Source organism: Clostridia bacterium (genome assembly GCA_035561135.1).
Taxonomy (GTDB): domain Bacteria; phylum Acidobacteriota; class Terriglobia; order Terriglobales; family Acidobacteriaceae; genus DATMYA01.
In genome coordinates this window covers 1-16,963 of sequence record DATMYA010000047.1, presented here as the reverse complement: position 1 = coordinate 16,963, position 16,963 = coordinate 1, and the positions used below count along the sequence as shown (strand labels likewise).

The 16,963-nt window shown below is 59.7% G+C and carries 15 protein-coding genes; 3 read left to right on the top strand and 12 right to left on the bottom strand.

Annotated features, from left to right (window positions below):
- On the bottom strand, positions 1-933 hold a 933-nt coding region (locus VN622_09170; protein ID HWR36024.1), incomplete at its 3' end, for an AraC family transcriptional regulator.
- Positions 934-1,095: 162 nt separating this feature from the next.
- Here VN622_09170 and VN622_09165 point away from each other — a divergent pair.
- Genes VN622_09165 through VN622_09155 form a run of 3 tightly spaced genes read left to right on the top strand, consistent with a single transcriptional unit; the run spans position 1,096 to position 3,602 of the window.
- Positions 1,096-2,088 carry an aldo/keto reductase gene (locus tag VN622_09165; GenBank protein HWR36023.1) on the top strand — a complete coding sequence of 331 codons (993 nt, stop codon included), beginning with the start codon at positions 1,096-1,098 and terminating at the stop codon, positions 2,086-2,088.
- Between the two features lie 24 nt (positions 2,089-2,112).
- The gene (locus tag VN622_09160; GenBank protein HWR36022.1) at positions 2,113-2,514 is read left to right on the top strand and encodes a cupin domain-containing protein; all 402 of its coding nucleotides are present in this window, start codon (positions 2,113-2,115) and stop codon (positions 2,512-2,514) included.
- Between the two features lie 29 nt (positions 2,515-2,543).
- On the top strand, positions 2,544-3,602 hold the full coding sequence (locus VN622_09155; protein ID HWR36021.1) for an NAD(P)-dependent alcohol dehydrogenase: 1,059 nt from the start codon (positions 2,544-2,546) through the stop codon (positions 3,600-3,602).
- Positions 3,603-4,646: 1,044 nt separating this feature from the next.
- Here VN622_09155 and VN622_09150 read toward each other — a convergent pair.
- The 11 genes from VN622_09150 to VN622_09100 form a co-directional block, all read right to left on the bottom strand.
- Positions 4,647-5,768: a histidine kinase gene (locus tag VN622_09150; GenBank protein HWR36020.1), complete on the bottom strand. Its 1,122-nt coding sequence runs from the start codon at positions 5,766-5,768 to the stop codon at positions 4,647-4,649.
- Positions 5,765-6,844, bottom strand: coding sequence for a universal stress protein (locus tag VN622_09145; protein ID HWR36019.1), 1,080 nt, complete (start codon positions 6,842-6,844; stop codon positions 5,765-5,767). Before VN622_09145 ends, VN622_09150 begins: the two co-directional genes overlap by 4 nt.
- 63 nt (positions 6,845-6,907) lie before the next feature.
- Positions 6,908-8,236 (bottom strand): outer membrane beta-barrel protein, encoded by a 1,329-nt coding sequence (locus VN622_09140; protein HWR36018.1) that lies wholly within the window; start codon positions 8,234-8,236, stop codon positions 6,908-6,910.
- 14 nt (positions 8,237-8,250) lie between these two features.
- On the bottom strand, positions 8,251-8,832 hold the full coding sequence (kdpC, locus tag VN622_09135) for a potassium-transporting ATPase subunit KdpC (protein ID HWR36017.1): 582 nt from the start codon (positions 8,830-8,832) through the stop codon (positions 8,251-8,253).
- A 10-nt stretch (positions 8,833-8,842) separates the two neighbouring features.
- Positions 8,843-10,972, bottom strand: a complete 2,130-nt coding sequence (gene kdpB, locus VN622_09130) for a potassium-transporting ATPase subunit KdpB (GenBank protein HWR36016.1) — start codon at positions 10,970-10,972, stop codon at positions 8,843-8,845.
- A 27-nt stretch (positions 10,973-10,999) separates the two neighbouring features.
- On the bottom strand, positions 11,000-12,766 hold the full coding sequence (gene kdpA, locus VN622_09125; protein ID HWR36015.1) for a potassium-transporting ATPase subunit KdpA: 1,767 nt from the start codon (positions 12,764-12,766) through the stop codon (positions 11,000-11,002).
- Between the two features lie 191 nt (positions 12,767-12,957).
- The gene (locus VN622_09120) at positions 12,958-13,266 is read right to left on the bottom strand and encodes a hypothetical protein (protein HWR36014.1); all 309 of its coding nucleotides are present in this window, start codon (positions 13,264-13,266) and stop codon (positions 12,958-12,960) included.
- A gap of 70 nt (positions 13,267-13,336) precedes the next feature.
- Positions 13,337-14,035, bottom strand: a complete 699-nt coding sequence (locus VN622_09115) for a response regulator transcription factor (protein HWR36013.1) — start codon at positions 14,033-14,035, stop codon at positions 13,337-13,339.
- Complete coding sequence (locus VN622_09110) at positions 14,032-15,438, bottom strand: ATP-binding protein (GenBank protein ID HWR36012.1); 1,407 nt, start codon at positions 15,436-15,438, stop codon at positions 14,032-14,034. Before VN622_09110 ends, VN622_09115 begins: the two co-directional genes overlap by 4 nt.
- A 205-nt stretch (positions 15,439-15,643) precedes the next feature.
- Complete coding sequence (locus VN622_09105; GenBank protein ID HWR36011.1) at positions 15,644-16,063, bottom strand: hypothetical protein; 420 nt, start codon at positions 16,061-16,063, stop codon at positions 15,644-15,646.
- Positions 16,064-16,504: 441 nt separating this feature from the next.
- Positions 16,505-16,900: a nuclear transport factor 2 family protein gene (locus VN622_09100; GenBank protein ID HWR36010.1), complete on the bottom strand. Its 396-nt coding sequence runs from the start codon at positions 16,898-16,900 to the stop codon at positions 16,505-16,507.
- Positions 16,901-16,963 lie beyond the last annotated feature (63 nt).

Here is a 16,963-nt window from a genome sequence, read left to right as displayed (position 1 = left end):
CGGAGCGCCTGGCGAGCGAAGACTCCGAATATCCCGCATCGGTGGTTGGCCGAAGAAACGGCTGTATTCGCGGTTGAATTGGCTGGCGCTTTCGTATCCGACCTCGAAGGCCGCACTCGCGGCATCCAGACCATCCATGAGCATGCGGCTCCGCGCTGCCTGCAAGCGAAGCTGTTTTTGATACTGAAGGGGACTCATCGCGGTCAGCACCCGGAAATGATGGTGCAGTGTGGACACGCCCATCCCCGCGATTTCTGCGAGGTGTTCCACCCGTAGCGGCTTCGCGTAGTTCGCCCTGACCCAGGCGATCGCTTTGGCCGTCCGGTGGCTCTGCTCTCCTGACGTTGCAATCGCTCGAAGGCGTGCTCCCTCCGCACCGCGAAGGATTCGGTAGATGATCTCGCGTTGAATCAGCCCACTGAGAAAGGGAATGTCCCGCGGCGTGTCCAGCAGGTCCACCAGCCGGCAGCATGCACTGAGGAATTCCACCGTGGTCTCACCGGTCGCCATCGCAGGAGTCTCAAACGGCGCCTCAGCCACCTGCATCTCCTCCCGGCTGAGAAGCTCTCGGACCACGGACATTTCGAGTTTGAGCGACAACGCCAGGCAGGGCACCGCCTCACTTGCCTCGATCACTCGGCTGACGACCGGCAAATCGACCGACGTCAGCAGGAATCGCGACGCATCGTAGATGAAAACGTTTCGGCCGAGTTCTACCTGCTTTCGCCCTTGGGCGATCACGGTCATGCTCGGCTCGTAAGTCATCGAGCACGGAGCAGTCGCGGCGGTCCGCCGGTGGAGCGTCAGCCCGGGAATATCCGTTGCCCGGTTCTCTGCGGAGCCAATGAAGAAGGCAATCTTGCGAGCCAGCTCCGTTCGCAATTCGTGCGTTTGATCTCGTAGCAGAGACGCCTCTCCACTGCGGTTGGTCATGATAACGGTTACGCACTCCTCGACCCTAGGATAGCTGCTCACTCTGTGCGTGGATCAACAGTGCGAGAGGAATAGGCAACAACTCGGAAGGATCGGGATACCGCTTCAACGGCGCTAGACCCTAACCTGGACATGAGGGGAAACAGTTCCCAGGGAGAAACAATGCAGAAGCGCAAACTTGGAAAGAGCGGCTTGGAAGTCTCGGCTCTCGGGCTCGGGTGCATGGGAATGAGCTTCGGCTACGGTCCGGCCAAAGACAAGCAGGAGATGATCTCTCTGATGCGCGCAGCCGTCGAACGCGGCATCACATTTTTCGACACTGCCGAGGCCTATGGCCCATTCTCGAACGAAGAACTCGTGGGCGAAGCCCTCGCTCCCGTGCGTCGGCAAGTTGTGATTGCAACGAAGTTCGGTTTCAAATTTGATCCAAACAGCGGCAAACAGGTCGGACTTGATAGTCGTCCCCAGCACATCAAGCAGGTCGCCGAGGCCTCGCTCAAACGCCTCAGGACCGATGCGATCGACCTGTTCTATCAACACCGTGTTGACCCGAATGTGCCTATCGAAGACGTGGCTGGAGCGGTAAAGGACCTGATTCAGCAGGGTAAGGTGAAGCACTTTGGCCTGTCTGAGGCTGGAGTGAAAACGATCCGGCGCGCACATGCCGTCCAGCCGGTCACCGCTCTCCAAAGCGAATACTCGGTGTGGTGGCGCTCGCCTGAAACGGAAGTGTTGCCGGCACTCGAGGAACTCGGGATCGGCTTCGTTCCCTTTAGCCCGTTGGGTAAAGGCTTCCTCACGGGGAAGATCGACGAGAACACGACATTTGACAGCTCCGACTTTCGGAACATTGTCCCTCGCTTTACGCCAGAGGCTCGGAAAGCGAATCAGGCCCTCATCGATCTGCTTGCCGGCATTGCGGAACGGAAGAAGGCGACACCCGCTCAGATCGCACTCGCCTGGCTGCTGGCCCGGAAGCCGTGGATTGCACCGATCCCAGGCACCACAAAGCTGCATCGCCTGGATGAAAACATCGGGGCAGTTTCAGTCAAACTCACGCCCGACGATCTCCGTGAGATCGATGAAGCCTCCGCCAGGATCACGGTGGTAGGCGCCCGGTACCCCGAACAATTGGAGCAGATGACCGGCCGCTGAGCGACCGCGCGAAGGGTTTAAGAAATGGAGATCAAACGAAGCGGCTCACAATCTTCCGGCAAAGGACCGGCAGAGTATTTTACCGGCACCGTGCGCGTTGACCCGCTGTTCAACGCGCCCGCTCCGGCGCGTGTTGTCGGTGCCAGTGTCACCTTCGAGCCCGGCGCCCGGACGGCGTGGCACACCCGCCCGCTGGGCCAAAATCTGATCGTGACGGCGGGGTGCGGCTGGGCACAGCGTTGGGGCGGACCGGTGGAGGAAATCCGGCCGGGTGACGCGATCTGGTTCGCGCCGGGTGAGAAGCATTGGCACGGCGCCACAGCAACCTCGGCGATGACCCATATCGCCATTCAGGAGCACCTTGACGGCAAGACGGCCGACTGGATGGAACAGGTCAGCGACGAACAATATACAAGGCCTGACTGAGGGCCGGGAAGCATCAGAAACATAAACTTATGTACAATGCAAAGGCCTACTCCGCTGCCAGTGCGACCTCGCCGCTTGCGGGCACGAGAATCGCGCGGCGCGATCCAACCGAACACGACGTTCAGATTGAAATTCTGTTTTGTGGCATCTGCCACTCCGACCTCCATTCGGTCCGCAACGAGTGGAGCGAGTTCATGCCCACTGTCTACCCGATTGTCCCGGGACATGAGATCGTGGGGCGTGTCATCAAAGTCGGGTCGGCAGTTAACAACTTCAAGCCGGGCGACCTCGCCGCGGTCGGGTGCCTGGTCGACTCTGACCGCACCTGCCCCCGGTGCAAAGCTGGGCTCGAGAATTTCTGCCCGAACCTGAGGCTCACCTTCAACTCCCCGGACAACCATCTCGGAGGCGTCACCTATGGTGGCTACTCCGATAGCATCGTCGTCGATGAACGCTTCGCGTTGCGTGTCCCCTCCAACCTCAATCTTGCCGGGGCCGCACCGCTCCTCTGCGCGGGGATCACAACATATTCGCCCATGCGCCGCCAGGGCGTCGGCAAGGGCAAAAAGGTTGGCGTGGTCGGTCTCGGCGGGCTGGGTCATATGGGTGTTAAGTTTGCACATGCGCTCGGTGCCCACGTCGTCGTCTTCACTACTTCACCCAACAAGAAGGAAGACGCGCTCCGCCTCGGCGCCGACGAAGTCGTCGTTTCCCGCAACGCCAATGAGATGCAGAAGCACGCCGGCAGTTTCGACTTCATCCTCGACGCCGTCTCCGCCGATCACGACATCAACGCCTATCTGAACCTGCTGGCGCTCGAAGGCAATCTCACCCTTGTCGGCGCTCCTGGGAAGCCACTGGGCGTTTCCGCCTTCGCGCTCATCTTCGGTAACCGCAGTCTGACCGGCTCAAATATCGGCGGCATCCCCCAGACCCAGGAGATGCTCGATTTTTGCGGCGCGCATAACATCACTGCCGATGTTGAAGTCATTCCGATCCAGAAGGTCAACGAAGCGTACGAGAGGCTGCTCAGGTCGGACGTGAAATACCGCTTCTCGATTGATCTGGCTTCTCTCAGATCTGAGTAGGATCCTTCCCCTCCGCCGTGTTTCGGGCGTCAGGTTTGGCCGGCCGGTTTTTCGCCGGATTACTGAAGACGAAGCGACCGTAGAGGACGCACCCCCTCATCCCCGGATCGCAGGGGAGTTTGCTCACCTTCTGGCAGACGCCGTTCGCTTCGTGCGGACAACCCCAACTGCTCATGATCTTCGCCTAAATTCATGCTACGTCTGATAAATATCGTGTGGATGTGACCGCAGTCACCGCGAGGGCCGTCAGAGGAATTCGGTGACAGAGAATTGCCGCCTGGAGTTGCGGCTCCAAAATGGCTCTCCGCCTCCCCGAATCACTCGAAGTCGGCCGTCCTGAACAGCCTCGCATCTCAGATTCCGCAATGCTCATATGACCATGCCATCCGGGAGTTCATCGAATGGTATTGCTCAGAGCCTACGCGTCTTCAACTATCAACCTCCGGCTCGCTGCCGTGCGCCCCTTGGCATATGAAGCTGCGGACGCCGGCTTGCTCAGTCCGGACCTGGCGGCAGACTCTACGGGGTGTTCGAGACTATGGGATGACCTGTGATGTTGGGAATGCACAGACCCGTTTTACCCCGTTCCGGCTCGTAGCGCAACGTTTACTTTATCCGTCTCAACACGCGCCACGCCCGCGCCAGCGCCTGAGTCTGGTCGGCCCTCGACGGCCTGCCGCCACTGTCGAGCTTGCAGCGTTGCAGTGCGTCGCTCTAAACCTGCTGCAGTGTCGGCGTGGAAAGCATCCCGTATCGGTGACTCAGCATGTACTCCGGTGTGAGAGGTACCTCAAGCTCAGCAAGTTGGACGAGTGCACCATCAGTCCCGATCTCCCCTTAGTGTCCCCCCGTGGCCCGAACCCCCGCAGCGACGCGCGCGACTTGTCGTACTGGTCGGCTACATATCCCATCAGCTTGGGCAATACCGCGCCGCCCATGATCGCCATCACGATGAACGACGAAGCCTTCTTCGCCGAAGTAACTCGGGAATATGCACGCCGACGAAACCAAAACCCGGCATTGGCGGAGCCAGGCTAGCCAGATTCACCGGTCCATGGGATCCCGGGCGGAGACAATCACGATCTGCATGTCCTTGGCGAGCCCGACGATCCTTTGCACCAGGTCCCTGGACGTCCATGGCAGCCATGGGCGTTCGTGCGGGCGTGCGAGATAGATCTGCGTGATCCGGTTGCGACGGCCAAAGTCGATGAGGGACCTGGCCACGTCGCCGCCTTCCAGTACGCGGGTCTCGATGTGCAGATTGCGGGCGAAATTCAAATGCCTTTCCAGCGCTTCTCTCTCGGACTGGGGTATGCCGCTGAAATCGGCGGACGCGTTGACAGCGACCGCGAAGCACTCCGCGTGCAGAAAATCGCTCACGCGCCTGGCGCGTCGGACGACCATGGCCGTTTCCGGATCGGCCGTCACCAGAACGAGGATTCTTTGTTGTATACTCGCGGCGTGATCTGAGGATTTCAACTCCTCCTCACTCTCGATACCTCCCCAGATTCGTTGCTGCACTTCGTGTGCGGTCTGCCGTAGTGCCAGTTCCCGCAACGCTCCAAGTGTCGAGTCCCGAAAGAAATTCTGGCGCGCGCGCTCGGCCTTTTCGCGCTCGTACACGACGCCTCGTTCGAGCCTGTGCACCAGCGCCCGCGGAGTCAGATCAACCATGACCACTTCGTCCGCCCGCTCGACGGCCCAATCCGGCACGGTCTCGCGGACACGGACCCCGGTAATGTGCCACACCTGATCATTGAGGCTCTCCAGGTGTTGGATGTTCATGGTTGTGAGAACATCGATGCCCGCATTCAGCAGCAGATCGACATCCTCCCAGCGTTTCGGCCGCGCTGAGCCGGGAACGTTCGTGTGCGGTAATTCGTCGACGAGAGCGATTTTCGGATGTCGCGCCAGTATGGCGCACGTGTCCATCTCTTCAAAGATCGAGCCCCGGTATTCGATCTTCTTCCTTGGAATGAACTCCAGGCCTTCTGCCTTCGCGATCGTGTCCTTGCGGCCGTGCGGCTCGAAATACCCAACCACGACATCATTACCGGCGGCCCTCATCTCCTGGGCTTCTTCGAGCATCTTGTACGTCTTGCCGACACCCGCGGCGTAGCCCATGAAGATCTTCAGTTTGCCGCGCCTTCGTTCAATCTCGGTCATTGAGGGAAAACGCGAACGTCCATGCCGCGAGACCTCCGAATCAGTTTTTCCACAGGGTTACCCCACAGCCGCGGGCCAATTCCCGACCGCTGGCTGTGGCCGATGAACAACTGAGTGATGCCGTGAGAACGGGCGAAGTCGAGAAGGGCGCCCACCGGGTCCTCGCCCTCCAGGATTTCGATTGATGCTCCCGCAGTTCGGGCGATCGACAGCTTCTCTTCGAGCGCCGCCTGATCGGCCGGTGAAATCTGCTCCTGGTTTACATATGCCGCGATCAAATCCGCATGAAACCGATCGGCGATGATGCGGGCGGCCTCAAACATTCCCCGCACGTTGGAGCGTGGCGTAATGCACACCAGAATCCGCTCGTGAGTGCCGAGGTGCTGATTGATTCCGTGCCGCTCCAGGTATTCGATAAGCTGGTGATCTACCACGTCTGCCGCCAAAACCAGGGCCAACTCGCGCAGCCGGGACAAGCGCTGTTGGCGATCGCCGGGTTCAGCGGGCGGAGCATCTACGATTTCGATCTCGTCGGCGCTCTTGACAAAGGCCATCGGGACGGTCTCGGTTGCATGCTTACCTGTAATCGCCTCCACTTTTTCCTGCAACTCGGCTACATATTGGATGTTAACGGAGCCGATCACTTTGATGCCGGCGTTCAAGAGGTCCTCAACATCTTGCCAGCGCGTCGGATTCCTTGCGCCCGGGGGATTGTTATAAGCCAAGCCATCAATGAAGCAGACAGCAGGCTGGCGCAGGACGAGCGCCGCGACATCGATGGCAACACCGCCTCCGACAGTTTTCAACGGAATCATCTCGAGACTGCTGAGAAGCGGCTCGGCATCCAGCGGCATCTTGGGCTGAATCCCGCCGATAACCACGTCCTGCCCTCGTTCACGGCGGCGGCGTGCCTCATCCAGCATGCGAAATGACTTTCCCACGCCCGACGCATACCCGAGGAAGATCTTCAGGTATCCTTTGCGTGCCGCGCGTTCCTCCGTTTGCACTTCGAGCAGGAGCTCTTCGGGAGTTTTGCGGCGGGTCTCACGCCCCATGTCCTCTCCTCGGATCCTCATGGTTGGGAGAACCTCCCAGAACAACTAAAACGGAAGTGCTTTCCTCTTCTGGAGCGCACTGTATCACATCCTCGGCGTCATGCCGCAACGAGCGTTCCACGCCCTGTCTACAGCCCGAAAGCTCGCATCGAACGTGAAGATCAGCCCGAAAACAAGGAGATGCTGACTGGGCTTCAAGCCGACGACACCCGGCCGCACTTCGGCACCTCTGAAAAAGCCTCCATCCGGCCCCCGTGAATCGTCGTACCGGTGCTCCAACCGCAGGATCGTATTCATTTGCTGGGACGGAATCCGATATTCGAGCGTCGTGCTTACTGCTTTGACGGTCTGTCTGGCTAAACTCCAGCGGCCATCCCGATCCCAGAAGAACTCAGGACGAACCGTCACACTGAATCGCTTGTTCAGGGCAACATGCACCGGCAGCTGGCCAGACATCATCAGGACACGGGGGCGGCCAGGCGCGTTAACGCGTTCCCCCGAATAGATCCACTCGACTGCGAAAGTGAGGCGATCTGTCCTGCGTTCGACAATGGTGTCCGTAAGGACGCGCCAGAACGTGAAATTAGTGTTCGACTGGTGCGGCCCGAAGAGAGCTGTCTCCTTCACTGTCACGTGCGGAGTCACCCTATAGGCCAACTGGCCGCCCGAACTGGGAACGCTGTTCGCGTCGGCCAGATGCCAGTATCCATTAAGTACAAACAGCGTGCCGGTGACCTTCTCGCTGAAGGCATAACTCGCGTTCACGCCCAGCATCAAATACGGCGTGAAGTCGGCTCCCCACGGTCTGGTGTACGTAAAATTGTCCTTGGCATAGAGCGAATCGTACCCGATCAGACTGCCGAAGATACCGCCCTGCACGGTCACTCCCTTGCCTATCGGAGCAAGGTAGAACACGTTTGTCGGCCCGAGGTGGCGGAGGACTTTATAACCACCCATATTGGGAGCCGTCGCGGAAAAACCAAACACTTCGGTGTCTTTGCCACCCTGTGCCGCCAGTTCCACGCCCCACCGTGACTCTTCAGAAGCCTGTTTCTTGAGGTACGCTCCGGTCATGTTCAAATGCAAGCCATCAACATGCCAGGCGGTGCCGCGACCGCGGAAGACATCATTCGCCGGATGGTTGAAGTCGAGCAAGTAGCCGAGATCCACGAAACCACCGTACTTCCACTCTGGGTCCGGTGTCTGTCCTGTTCCTTGCTGTGGAGGCTGTTGCTGTAGCTGCGACTGCGTACCTGGCAGAGCATCAGATCTATCTCCGATTGTTTGCGGCCGCGGCGGATTTTGCTCGACTGCCCTCGTCGTTTGTGCCGTCGACGAACACACGGCACTAAGAATCAGGGCAGCAACGCACGAAATACTTGGGGTGCCATCCTGAGACAATGAATTGAACATAGCTTTCGGAGTCTCTATTTGGTCGGGAACTCTCGATCCAGCGCGAGATTCAGCCTGAGTACATTGACTCGCGCCTCGCCGAGCAGACCGAGGTCCGGCCCCTCCGTATACTCAACGATCAGATGCTTCACCTGATTGGCATTTAGGTTCCGAGCATTTGAAACCCGCGGCGCCTGGGCCAAGGCAGAATCGGGACTGATGTGCGGGTCGAGGCCGCTTGCGGACGTCATCAGCAAGTCGGCTGGAATCGGACCGATAAAACCAGGGTTGTCCTTCCGGAATCTCTCGACCGAGGCCTTTACGCGCTCGATCAGCTTCTTGTTCGTGGGCCCGTAGTTGGACCCGCTCGAAGCCGTGGCATCGTAGCCGTCCGCACCGGCCGCGGACGGCCGCGGCTGAAAGTACTCGGGCCGGGTGAAATTCTGGCCAATTAATTCCGAGCCGACCACGCGCCCACCGGCCCGCACCAGACTGCCGTTCGCCTGATGCGGAAAGACGACCTGGCAGATGCCAGTGATCGCGAGCGGATACACGATGCCGACCAGAAGCGTCATAAAAAGCTTGATGCGAAGTCCGGGAATGATCTGTTGCCACATAGGGATGCCTTTATGCCAGGCGAAGCAGCGCGAGCGCCTGGTCGATCAGCCAAATTCCTGGGAATGGCGCAATGATGCCGCCGATCCCGAAGATCAGCAAGTTCCGCCGGAGCAGGGTGCCGGCATCGAGCGGCCGGTACTTCACTCCGCGAAGCGCCAGCGGGACGAGAGCGATAATAGTCAGCGCGTTGAAGATAACGGCCGCCAACACCGCGCTCTGGGGAGTGTGTAGCCCCATGATGTTCAGGTTCCGCAGCGCCGGGTAGGTCACCATGAACATCGCCGGGATGATCGCGAAGTATTTCGCGATGTCGTTGGCGATGGAGAACGTCGTGAGGGCGCCGCGGGTGATCAGCAATTGCTTCCCGATCGCCACCACTTCAATGAGCTTGGTCGGATTGCTGTCGAGGTCCACCATGTTGCCGGCTTCCTTCGCCGCCGCCGTCCCTGTGTTCATGGCCAGCCCCACATCCGCCTGCGCCAGTGCAGGCGCGTCGTTTGTGCCGTCACCAGTCATGGCTACGAGGCGGCCTTGCCCCTGTTCCTTCTTGATGTATTCGAGTTTGTCCTTTGGCGTGGCCTGGGCGATGAAGTCGTCAACACCGGCCTCGGCCGCGATAGCAGCGGCGGTGAGCGGGTTGTCACCCGTGACCATGACGGAACGGATCCCCATCCGCCGAAGTTGGGCGATCCGCTCCTTCATGCCGCCTTTGACGATGTCCTTCAGATGAATGACGCCAAGCAGGCGATCACCGTCGGCAACCGCCAGCGGCGTTCCACCGTTCCGGGAAATACGGTCACTGACTTCACGAATGTCGTTCGAGACCTCACCACCGCACTCGTTGACGAACTTACAGATTGCGTCGGTAGCACCCTTGCGGAGTCTGCGGCCCTCGAAATCAACGCCACTCATCCTGCTGTATGCTGAGAACGGAGTGAACGTCGCCTGATGTTCGGGGATGTGACGTCCCCGCAGGTCGTACTTCTCTTTCGCCAGGACGACAATCGAACGGCCCTCGGGCGTTTCATCAGCCAGGCTGGAGAGTTGGGAGGCGTCCGCGAGTTCGCGCTCGCTGATACCATTCAACGGAACGAATTCGACCGCCTGGCGATTACCCAGCGTGATCGTACCGGTCTTGTCCAACAGAAGCGAGTTCACATCACCGGCAGCCTCTACGGCCTTCCCACTCATGGACAGCACGTTGTGCTGCATCACCCGATCCATTCCGGCGATACCGATTGCGGAAAGCAGGCCGCCGATGGTCGTTGGAATGAGGCAGACGAGCAGCGAAATCAAAACCGCCACGCGCGGTACAGAACCAGACCCGGCTTGCCCCACGCTGAAAGCGGCGAACGGCTGAAGCGTGATCACCGCGAGCAGGAAGATCAGCGTCAGCCCCGCGATTAGAATGTGGAGCGCGATTTCGTTGGGCGTCTTCTGCCGCTGTGCTCCTTCGACCAGTGAGATCATCCGGTCAAGGAACGTCTCCCCCGGGTTGGACGTGATCCGAACCCTGATCTGGTCTGAAAGCACTTTGGTTCCCCCCGTGACCGCGCTGCGGTCGCCGCCGGACTCGCGAATGACCGGCGCACTCTCGCCTGTAATCACGGACTCATCTACAGTCGCGATGCCCTCGATGACCTCACCATCACCGGGGATCAGGTCGCCGGCGTCGCAGAGGACAACATTCCCGGACCGCAGCATCGAGCCGGGGACCTGCTCCACGCTGCCGTCCGTTCTCAGCCGCCTGGCGAGTGCTTCGATGCGGGTCTTGCGGAGGGCGTCAGCCTGGGCCTTTCCACGAGCTTCCGCCATTGCCTCTGCGAAATTGGCGAACAGGACCGTGAACCAAAGCCAGATCGCAATTTGCAGCGAGAAGGCGATGCCTGCGGCACCCGAGAAGATATCGCGAACCAGCAGTGCCGTGGTAAGTGCCGCCCCCGCTTCGACGACCAACATCACCGGGTTCTTCGCCAGTGTAACGGGGTTCAGTTTCGCGAAGGACGCGCGGATCGCCCGGCCGATAATCTCAGGATCGAACAACGGACGGGATCGCGCCAGCTTCTTCGGAAGCAGCGACGTGGCATCGTCTTGGGGAACGGGTCTCTTTCCGCCCGAAAGCGCTGTCATGGTTGGCATCTTTTCCCTCCAAGCTCCATGGATAAGTCAGAAGACCTGGCCGCTGTGCATGAGATAGTGCTCCACAATCGGACCCAGCGATAGCGCGGGGAAAAAGGTCAGAGCACCCACAATCAGCACCGTGCCAATGAGCAAGCCAACGAACAGGGGTCCGTGCGTGGGCAGAGTGCCGGCTGTTGATGGAATTTTCTTCTTGGCGGCCAGACTACCCGCAGTCGCGAGCAGCGGAATCAGGAACAGGAAACGGCCCATCAACATTGCCAGGCCGATGGTCAGGTCATACCACGGAGTGTTGGCTGTGATGCCCCCGAACGCGCTGCCGTTGTTGCCGGTGCCGCTGGCGTAAGCGTAGAGGATTTCGCTGAACCCATGGGCTCCGTTGTTGTTCGTGTTCGCGATGGCAGGTCCGGGGGGGTTCCAGTAGCTGCTGTCGGGAAAATGAATCACTGAGCTAAGGGACGTGAACACCAAAATGCTGAAAGCCGTGGCGATGACAGCCAGCATCGCCATCTTCACTTCTTTCTGCTCGATCTTCTTGCCCAGATACTCCGGTGTGCGGCCCACCATCAGTCCGGCGATAAAGACGGCAAGTATGCAATAGAGCAGGATCCCGTACAGGCCGGCTCCCGTTCCGCCGAAGATCACCTCGCCCGTCATGATGTTGAACAGCGGGACCAGACCACCGATCGGAGTGTAGCTGTCATGCATGCTGTTCACCGCGCCGCAGCTTGCGTCCGTCGTAATCGTGGCGAACAGGGCCGAATTGACAATTCCGAAGCGGACCTCTTTCCCTTCCATGTTTCCGCCAGCCTGACCCGGCGTAGCGGCGGTCTCGATCCCGAGTTTCGCCAGTACGGGATTCCCGGACTGCTCGAAACCATAGGCGACGAACACCCCGGCCAGGAACATCACAGACATGGCCGCGAAAACGGCCCAGCCCTGGCGGGTGTCGCCAACCATTTTGCCGAACGTGTACGTCAGGCCCGCGGGTATGGCGAAGATCAACCACATTTCGAACAGGTTGGTCAGTGGTGTCGGGTTCTCGAACGGATGGGACGAGTTCGCATTGAAGAAGCCGCCGCCGTTGGTCCCGAGTTCCTTGATCGCCTCCTGCGACGCAACCGGTCCTTGCGCGATCGTTTGTTTGGTGCCTTCAATGCCCGTCGCCTGCGTGTAAGGGCGCAGGTTCTGGACCACACCTTGAGAGCAGAGAAACAGGGCGGCAACAAAGGACAGCGGCAGTAGTACGTACACGGTTGCGCGTGTCACGTCCACCCAGAAATTGCCTACCGTCCTCCGTTCCTGCCGCGAGAAGCCCCTCACCAAGGCGATCGCAATCGCGATCCCGGCCGCGGCGGAAGCGAAGTTCTGAACCGTCAGGGCAGCCATCTGCACAAAATAGCTCAGCGTCGATTCGCCGGAATACGCCTGCCAATTCGTGTTCGTCATAAAGCTGACGGCGGTGTTGAAGGCGAGGTCCGGGTTGACTTTGATCGCACCGAAGCCCTGTGGGTTCAGCGGCAGCCAACCTTGCAGCCGCTGCAACAGATATACGAACACAAACCCGAAGATGCTGAAGCTGAGAAGCGAGGCCGCGTACTGCGTCCAGCGTTGCTCCACCTCCTCCCGCACGCCAATCGCTTTGTAGGTCAGCGTTTCGAGCCACCGCAGCACCGGGTGCAGGAACGTAGGCTGACCTTCAAAGACTCGCGCCATGTAGGCGCCAAGAGGCTTCACTGTCACCAGCACCAGGCCGAAATACAGCGCAATTTGAAGAATCCCAATGGGCGTCATAGATCCTTTCAGAACCGTTCCGGACGGAGCAGCGCGTAGATCAGGTAAAGGAACAGTCCGGCGGATGCAATACCGGCAATCACGTAGTCCATGGGTGTTTTCCTAAAGCCTGTCGCAAGCCTTCGTGAACGCCCAGCAGCCCAACAGGAACAGGCAGCCGAACGAAATGTAGAAAACGTCTAGCATTGGCCTCACTCCGTTTCGATAAAGACCACCTCGTGTCGGGAACGCCGTAGCTCCCGCGCTAGGCGCTTCTCCGCGGTGAACCACCACCATCGCCGCGGCGCGCCGAGAACGACGAGAGACCGGCGGCGCAAGGCGTTCTTGAGGACCTCGTTGGGCTCACGGCAGAGGTAAATACGGACTGTGGTGTCCACCGGGCTCGCCTCGGCAATCACCCGAAATCGCCGCTCGTTCCAGTCGATCAGGACCGCGAGGACGGCTGCCATATCCTTCCGCGCTCCTATCTGAGCGTAGGGGAAGGGGCATAAAGAAGTCATAGAAAAGCCATAAATATTCCATAAACACGACGCACGCGTGCGCTTTTATGGATTCTCTATGACCGGTGGATCACTGCGCTTCGGGGGCGGCGTTGAAACGATAGCCGACCCATGGCTCAGTAATGATGTATTCGGGGTGCTCGGGATCGGCCTCGATCTTGTTCCTCAGTTTGTTGATGAAAACGCGAAGGTATTCCACCTGATCGCCGTAATCCGGGCCCCAGACAGCCTGCAGCAGTTCGCGATGTTTTACGACTTCATTCTGGTGTTCAGTCAAATAGCGGAGCAGGTCGAGTTCCTTTGGCGTGAGGTGCAAGATTGTGCTGCCGTTACGTACTGTCCGTGCGCTGAAGTCGATCTCCAGCCGGCCCGTGCTGATCTTCGCGCTTGATGTCTGGGTTGCGGGAACGCGACGTAGCGCCGCTCGAATGCGAGCGAGCAATTCCGGCGTGCTGAAAGGCTTGGTGATGTAGTCATCGGCGCCGGCGTCCAACGCCGCGACTTTATCACCCTCCGAATTCCTGACGGTCAGCATAACTACGCCGATGTTGGTGTCCGAGCGGATCGCACGGCAAGCCGCCAGCCCGCCCATTCCCGGCATGTTCATATCGAGAAGGACGAGGTCGGGTCGGAACTCGCGCACCTTCTCCAGTGCTTCCTCACCCGTCTTGGCATCATCGATTTCGTAGCCCTCGCCGATCAGCGTAGTCCGCATGATGCGACGGATCTGCGGTTCGTCGTCAACGATCAGTACTCGACCTGCGCTCATTTGCTCTCCTTCAGCATACGAGGAAGCGTAAGCCGAAAGGTAGTCTCACCGGGACGGCTCGACACGGTCAGGTCACCATGATGTGCCTGTGCGATTCTGTACGCGATGCTGAGGCCAAGTCCCGTCCCCGGCACGTCGTGTCTGATGGAGGGGCTCCGGTAAAACCGTTGAAAAATCCTCGATTGCTCTGGGAGGGCGATACCCGGACCGCCGTTGGCTACTTCCACCATGGCGCCGTCTTCGTTCTGCTCCACTCTCACCGTGACGGGCGTTCCTGGTGGTGAGTACTTGAAAGCGTTATCCAGCAACTGCCGAACAGCCAGCCTCACAAGGCGCCCGTCAAACGCGATCGGCGCCGGGGGAGAGTCACCGATGAGATCGACGGGGCGACCGTCGGCCGCAGCGTGCATCGACGCAATTTCCTCGCGCACGACCGCGTACAGGTCGGATAGGACCGGTTGAATCTCGATATACGCGGTGTCGAGCCGTGCCATTTCGACGGCGTCATCGATGAGCCTCTGCAGATGATCAGCTTCTTCGTCAGCGATCTCGATCAACTCGGCCCGTGTCGCTGGAGGTTGTCCAGGATTCGAGCGCAGGGACGTCGTGACGGCTTTTATGGAGGTCAGCGGTGTCTTGAACTCGTGGGCCATGGCGTCGATGAGCGTGGTGCGCAATTGCTCGCTCTGACGGGCCGCGTCAACCTGTTGTGCGAGATCCTGCGCCCGCGCCCGCTCCAGGCCTATTGCGACCAGGTTGGCAATGCCTTGCAAAACGGCGTCGGACATGCGTGCGCCCTGGAGTGCCAAACTGGCGATCGGCTCGGACCCTAGCCGTACGGCGATGATGACGCGGCCACCTGCCACATCAGCAAAGCTTGTTCCCTGCAGCGCCGAATCGCGGAGTTGGTCATCGAGGCCCTCGAAATCCGTTGGTCCGGCCCGATGAAACTCGCCGGTCCGCCGGTCATATAGGACCAGGGCTTTCAGGTCGAAGACCTCGGCCAGTTTCATGGCAAGCTGCTTCGGAAACGGTTCGCCATCCCCGATCAAGAGAATGGCCCGGCTGAAGGTGTAGAGTCGTTCGACGTCCTGCCGGTGCGCGATCGCCTCCAGCGTGCGTTGCCGGGCCCTGGCCGAAAGCCGGCTCGCGATGAGCGCCGTAGCCAGAAAGCTGAACAGGGCCACCCAATTCTGCGGGTCGGCAATTGTCAATGTCCCGATTGGTGGGAGGAAAAAGAAGTTGAACCCGACGGTGGCGGCGATGGCGCATACGAGCGACTCCAGGAAGCCCCCCATCGCAGCCACTACAAGGACTACCAGCAGGTAGGCGAAGCCAACCGTCGTGGCGTTCACGTCGACGAGGCGGTAAGCGGCGAATGTAATGAACACCACGCCAGCCAGGGACGCCGCGACCCGCGATGCGTGCGATCCCAGTTTCAGCTCGGGGCCTCCGGTGATATTTTAATCGGTGTCAAAACTTCCACACTGGCCCGATGGCCGCGTCCTCAACCAGAGCGCGGCTTAGCTAAGCATCGCACTTTCGCAAGTCCTCCGGTGACCCGCGAATCAGCCGCAATTAACGCCCTTGCACCCGCCGTGCGTCCCTTTAGTGTCCCGTGGCCCGAGCCCCTTGCAGCGACTCCGCCTTGCTCAAGCGCGGCCAATTGAACCCGTACAGCGCCACCACCACGAAGCACAGCATCGGCACGATGAACGCGCGCGACATGTCGTACTGGTCCGCTACATATCCCATCAGCTTGGGCAATACCGCGCCGCCCATGATCGCCATCACGATAAATGACGAAGCCTTCTTCGCCCGCGCTCCCAGGCCGAATATCCCCAGCGCGAAAATCGTTGGGAACATGATTGACCTGCAGAAGTAACTCAGGAATACGCACGCCACCGAAACCCAGCCCAGCTTCAGAAACACTACAAACGTCACCACCACGTTCAGCCCCGCGTACATCCCCAGAATCTTATCCGCCCAGATCTTCTTCAGTAATAGCGACCCCGTGAACCGCCCCATCAGAAAGCACACGAACCCCAGCGCCGCCAGGTTCGACGCGCCCTTGTTGCTGATCGTCAGCGCCCCGCTTGCGGCGGGTTCGAACCAGCCTTCAAGCCATAGGCGACAACGAAAAAGGCGGCGAGTTCTTCCGCCAGGTATCCATCAGCACCCGAGGGGGTAGGGTCGACTAGCGCCAACGGCCCAGGCCGTACACGCAGGAGCACCTCGTGCCCTTGCTCAGCCTTATCTTGGCTGACGCTAGCCGACTTTTCGTTCCGAATCCGTTTCGGCGCACTCCGGCCATCTCCGGATTAGTAATGCTTGGATCACTGCTCGGAAGGTCGGAGATCGAGTCTGGAGGAGCCGCAATCACATAGGCGCTGTATCACGGGCCGCAACACTCCCGAACTCTCTGACGAACACGCTCCGAAGGCAAGAGAACTCGTGCCCGCCTCCTTTTCAGTCGTTGCTGCTGAACGAATCGGCAACCGCTCGAAAGCCGCCGTCGGGCTGTCGCCGATAAACCACCACGTACTTACCCGCGTGCCGCGTACCCGCCTGAGTGTACTCGTAGTTGCCTACACCGTAAGCGAGGTCTCCGGAGGCGCCTATTTCGCCGGTTTCCAGTTTAAGATCGGAGCATCCCGCGGCAAGGAAACGCTCCCAGAACGACCGGATTGCCTCTCTGCCCCTAACCAATGGCGAGTTGGGAGGAAGAAGCCGCGCATCTTCGGCATAGAATTCCTCCGTAAGGGCAGTCGCGTTGCTTGCATTCGCGTTGCGCACGAAAGCGGCGTCCATGGCCCGGATCACTTGCTCTGCTGCGTCCAGCGGAGTGGATGCTGCTGATGACATCGTTGTACCCTCCAAGTTCCGCAAGTATATCCCGAACGACCGGCGGCGGATTGTGCGCCGCAG